This is a genomic window from uncultured Campylobacter sp., assembly GCF_938017615.1.
Classification (GTDB): Bacteria; Campylobacterota; Campylobacteria; order Campylobacterales; family Campylobacteraceae; genus Campylobacter_B.
Genome location: NZ_CALIJA010000076.1, coordinates 1 through 4951 on the forward strand (window position 1 = coordinate 1; position 4951 = coordinate 4951).

General features: G+C 48.5%; 4 protein-coding genes. 2 read left to right on the top strand and 2 right to left on the bottom strand.

Annotation, left to right across the window (positions count from 1 at the left end):
* Positions 1-328: 328 nt before the first annotated feature.
* Positions 329-1765, top strand: a complete 1437-nt coding sequence (locus tag Q0620_RS03485) for an ankyrin repeat domain-containing protein (protein ID WP_298783232.1) — start codon at positions 329-331, stop codon at positions 1763-1765.
* A gap of 270 nt (positions 1766-2035) precedes the next feature.
* Here Q0620_RS03485 and Q0620_RS03490 read toward each other — a convergent pair whose 3' ends face one another.
* Positions 2036-2446, bottom strand: a complete 411-nt coding sequence (locus Q0620_RS03490) for a hypothetical protein (RefSeq protein ID WP_298783233.1) — start codon at positions 2444-2446, stop codon at positions 2036-2038.
* Positions 2439-3311, bottom strand: a complete 873-nt coding sequence (gene rarD, locus Q0620_RS03495) for an EamA family transporter RarD (RefSeq protein WP_298783234.1) — start codon at positions 3309-3311, stop codon at positions 2439-2441. The genes Q0620_RS03490 and rarD overlap by 8 nt, the downstream gene beginning before the upstream one ends.
* A 104-nt stretch (positions 3312-3415) precedes the next feature.
* Between rarD and Q0620_RS03500 the strand changes: the two genes are divergently transcribed.
* The gene (locus tag Q0620_RS03500; protein ID WP_298783235.1) at positions 3416-4759 is read left to right on the top strand and encodes a class II 3-deoxy-7-phosphoheptulonate synthase; all 1344 of its coding nucleotides are present in this window, start codon (positions 3416-3418) and stop codon (positions 4757-4759) included.
* Positions 4760-4951: the final 192 nt, after the last annotated feature.

Below are 4951 nucleotides of genomic sequence, written 5' to 3' on the forward strand. Positions count from 1 at the left end.
TTTTATGGTAGCCGCCACTAAATTTCGTAGCAATACTGAGTGCAAATACGGCGTAAATTTAGCGCTAAATTTTATGCGTAGAAGCGCTTGTTGAAATTCTAACCGCATGCCGCTGGGATAAATTTCGTCAGTAAAATTTTTGCACCTGCGGCATTTCTGCGCGGAATTCTATCGGTAAAATTCCGTATGCAAAATTTTGCGCCTAAACTCTCTTAAACCTCGCCCTGCGAATTCCGCTCGAGCGAAATTACCTTGTGAAATTCCGCCCGTTTATATTCGGCTAAGCTCACACTCGGTAGTATTTGTCATTTTATTTGCGGAGGTTGCTTTGAAAGAGATAAAATCCAAGCTCATCATAGCGTGCTTGGTTGTTACGGCAGTCCTATTTTTCTTGATCGCAGGCAGTGCGTTTATGGATAGGTCCAAAACTCAGCCCGCGCAAAATTCCACGGCAAGCCGCATCGCGACCTCCGGCAATTCCTCCAATCGGCCGCTAACGGACGAGGATCGCGCTGCACGAGCGAGGTACTGGCACGAAAGGCTGGGCGCCGAGTTAGATTTGGACGAGTGCGTAGTGCATGGCGATGAGCGAATGGAGTATTTCTGCAAGCTTTTGCGCTCCAAGGACACTGCGCGTATTTTGGCATTTATGCGAGAGCAGCGCATCACTGCGGGCGATCCGCTGCATTTTGGCATAACGGCGATAATGTATTCTAGCTTTTACAACGATGCAAACACCACCGAGGAGCTGATCTATCACGGAGCGGATATCAACCGCACGGACGATTTTTCTCATTCGGCGCTAAGCTATGCTATCGAAAATAACTCTACCGCCGTCGTGGAAGTTCTACTTAAGCACGGAGCTAGCTTTTCTAGCGTTAAATATGTTCGTCCGTGGCTTACATACCCTAGATACGGTGACTCCTATTTGGTTGTTACTAGCGACGCACAGGTAAAGACATATTCCATAACGCCTAAAAGCGAAGGTACTAGTGCGGTATCCGATCCACTCTATTACGCCGTAGCAGGCGGATTTTTGCAGATGACGGAGCTTATGCTTAGCAGCGGCGTAAGACCTGAGATTACGGCTTGGACGGACGATAATTGTATTGCTTTTACACTCAAACACCGCAAAGATAAGCGGCAGCTGAACTGCTCCATCTATCAGATGCTGCCGCAACGATATGACGCAAGTATGCTAAATTTGCTGCTTAAATACGATTTAGCAGGACTTCCGGACGATGAGCGTATTCAAAAAAAATACGATGACTGCCGTAAGGATTTGGATACGTTGAGGAAGTATAAGAAAATATACCTAGAGCATATGGATAATTATTGTTACGATGAGATTATTTTAGATTGGACTTTATTAAACAGCTCTAGGTATGAGCTGCTTAGATATATGATGACGGAGCGCTCAAAGTATTCGGAAAATGATGTAATCAAGCTTAACAAAGGCTCGCTGCCCGATCTTAATAGATGCGGCTCGGTAACGCCAAATACAGCGCTACTTGGTATCTACGATACGCTTATAAAGCGCTATTCCTCGCTCTGTGGCGATGAGCCTAAGGGTGCAAGCGGCTTTGATTTGGATAAATTTTTTAGATATTTGCAGTTAGAAAAATTGGAATATTATCTTAAAATAGAGTATAAAGGCAAGGTGATAAAGGTGGAGGAATACGATAAAATTTTAAGGCGCGATGCGTCTAAGCAGCTAGAGCAAGCGGGATCCAAGACTGCAGATACCGCGTCTGCTCATGAGTAAATTCTATAAAATTTACAGATGCGATTATCGGCTTCGCAGTTGCTATGTATCTTGCAAAATTCTATAAATTACGCCGATTTAAAATTTGCGTCGTTTTGCTTTGTAAAACGCATGGAATTTTGTCGCCATGACGCAAGCGGTTTGCAAAATTCCGGCACGCATGTAAATTTTAAAAATTCCGAGAGTTGCGGCGCGTTAAATTATATAAATTTAGGCGTTAAAATTCTACCGATATAGACACCCGCGAAATTCGCCGCTTAAAATTTCGCGCTACAAATTCTTAAATTCTATCTCCAGCTGCTTGCGCCAGTCTTGTAGCGAGCGCTCTGAGCTAGCGGCGTATTTTTCAATGAGCGCGTCCGTTTTACTTAGAAACTCAAATAGCTTGCCCTCCCACACGGCAGGGTTTAGGTTGCTTTGATGCATCGTTTTGATATAAACTAGCTCCTTGCTAAGAGCCTCAAGCTCGTCTAGATAGCTCTCGCGAGCGCTTTCGTCGTGCAGCTCTAGCCGCTTTAAATCTCGCAGTTTATCCTCTAAAATATCGCAAAATTTCATATATCTTTGCGAGTTAAGCTCGGGGTCTGCGGCATCTGCGCGCGCGGAAGCCTTTTGGACCTGAAAATACACGAGCGCGCCCACCGCAAGGGCGACTGCGAACATCAAAGCGAAATTAGCCATTTTTTCTCCTTAAGCCGTCCAGGCCCACGACCGCGAGCCCGAACCAAATTAGCGAAAAGCTTAAAATTTTATAAGTCTCAAGCTCCTCGCCGTAGATAAATACCGCGATCAGCATGCTTAGCGACGGGCTGATGTATTGCATAAAGCCGATCGTAGATAGCGGCAGATACTGCGTGCTTACGGCGAAGGTAAGCAGCGGCAAAATCGTAATCAGTCCGCTTGCAAACAGCAGCGCGCCGCTTGTGCTAAAGCCGAAGGCGCCGCTTCCTTTCAGCGCGCAGTAGATCAGAAACGCAAGCGCGGGCAGCAGCATCAGTGCCGTCTCGCAAAACAGCCCCTCAAAGCTAGGTACTTTTACTTTTTTGCGTATGAGGCCGTAAAATGCAAAGCTAAGCGGTAGCACGAGCGAGATTATAGGAAGCCTGCCTAGCGCGTAAATTTGCACGCCGATCGCCGCAAAGGCTAGCAGTAGGGAAAGCTTCGCCGCCGCGCTTAGCCGTTCGCGCAGAAACAAAGCGCCCAAAAGCACCGAAAATAGCGGATTTATAAAATATCCGAGGCTGGTGGCTAAAATTTGATCGGAATTTACCGCGTAGATATAAATGCCCCAGTTCGTGCTGATAAGTAGTCCCGTACAAAGCAGCGTGAGAGCGATTTTGGGGATGCTAAGAAGGCGCGCGACGTTTTTTAAGCGGTGCGTAAAGCAGAGAAAAACGAGCAGCAGCAGGAAGGACCAAACGACGCGATGCGCTAAAATTTGCACCGCGTCCACGTCCTTTATGAGCTTGAAAAATATCGGAAAAACGCCCCACATCAAAAAGGTGGCAAGAGCAAGCATTAGCCCTTTAGTGCGGTTTTCTTCCATAAAATTCCTTCCAAATTGCCTAAAGGCGCTATTTTAAGATTTTTTGGGTTAATAAAAGCTTATTTGGGTATAATCGCGGGATTTACGAAATTTAAGGAGGGGCTATGAGCTGGAGTAGGACGTCGTGGAAAGATTATAAAATTTTACAGCAGCCGATTTATCAGGATGAAAGTGCGGTGCAGGCCGCCAAAGAGCGCCTTTACAAGCTGCCGCCGTTAATTTTCGCGGGTGAGGTTCGCAACCTAAAAGCCGAGCTTGCGCGCGCCAGCGAGGGCAAATCGTTTTTGCTTCAAGGCGGCGATTGCGCGGAGAGCTTTAATGATTTTAGCGCGAATAATATCCGCGATATGTTTAAGGTAATGCTTCAGATGGCGATCATTCTTACCTTTGCAGCGGGTCGCCCCGTCGTTAAGGTAGGTCGTATCGCAGGGCAGTTCGCAAAGCCGCGCAGCAGCGACTTCGAGGAAATAGGCGGCGTGAGTTTGCCTAGCTACCGCGGCGACATAATCAACGGCTTTGAGTTTAGCGAAGCGGCGCGCAAGCCGGATCCTGCGCGCATGATCGAGGCGTATCATCAAAGCGCTTCGACGCTGAATCTTCTGCGCGCCTTTTCTCGCGGCGGTCTTGCGAACCTGCACGAGGTGCATAAGTGGAATTTGGGCTTTTTGAAAAAGGGCGAGCTGGAGGCTAAATTTAACGAGCTCAGCGATGAAATTTCGCGCACGCTTAAATTTATGGAGGCATGCGGGCTGAGCGCTGCGAATTCCCCGAGCCTTGCCGAGACGGTGCTTTACACCTCGCACGAGGCGCTGCTGCTGCACTACGAGGAGTGTCTGACGCGCATCGACAGCACCAGCGGCGATTGGTACGATTGCTCGGCGCACATGCTTTGGATCGGCGAGCGCACGCGCGGCGCGGACGATGCGCACGTGCATTTTTTAAGCGGTATCAAAAACCCTCTCGGCGTCAAGATCGGCCCTAGCGGCACCGCGGATGAAATTTTGCGCCTTTGCGACAAACTCAATCCGCAAAACGAAGCGGGCAGGCTAAACGTCATCATCCGCATGGGCGCGGATAAGATCGGCGCGCGGCTGCCGCAAATTTTACGCGAGCTAAAGCGCGAGGGCAGGGCGATCCTATACAGCATCGATCCGATGCACGGTAATACCGTCAAGACCGCCAACGGCTACAAAACGCGCGAATTTTCTAAAATTTTAAGCGAGGTTCAGAGTTTTTTTGAGATTCATGCCGCGGAGGGCACGCATGCGGGCGGTATCCATCTTGAGATGACCGGTCAAAACGTCACCGAGTGCACGGGTGGCTCGTTTAACGTGACGCAAGAGACGCTAAAACAGCGCTATGAAACGCAGTGCGATCCGCGCCTAAACGCAGATCAGGCGCTAGAGCTTGCGTTTTTGCTCGCCGATAATCTAAAAAAGGCGGAATAATCCGCCTTTCATTGCGCGTAAGATTCGGTCGCGGCTTGGAATTTTAGTCGTAGTTTTAGGCGTTTTGATGTAAGCTAGCGCTGCGACCGCGCTTTGCGCTTGAAATTTAATCGTAGCTTGGCGCTAACGATTTAAATTTACGCGGCCCTAAATATAGAGTGGCTTTGGGCGCAGTCTTAAAACGACCAAAAT

What these genes read in the sequence shown, in the direction of transcription:
- Q0620_RS03500 (WP_298783235.1), top strand. Translation starts at nt 3,416, where the DNA reads ATGAGCTGGAGTAGGACGTCGTGGAAAGATTATAAAATTTTACAGCAG.
- rarD (WP_298783234.1), bottom strand. Translation starts at nt 3,311, where the DNA reads ATGGAAGAAAACCGCACTAAAGGGCTAATGCTTGCTCTTGCCACCTTT.
- Q0620_RS03490 (WP_298783233.1), bottom strand. Translation starts at nt 2,446, where the DNA reads ATGGCTAATTTCGCTTTGATGTTCGCAGTCGCCCTTGCGGTGGGCGCG.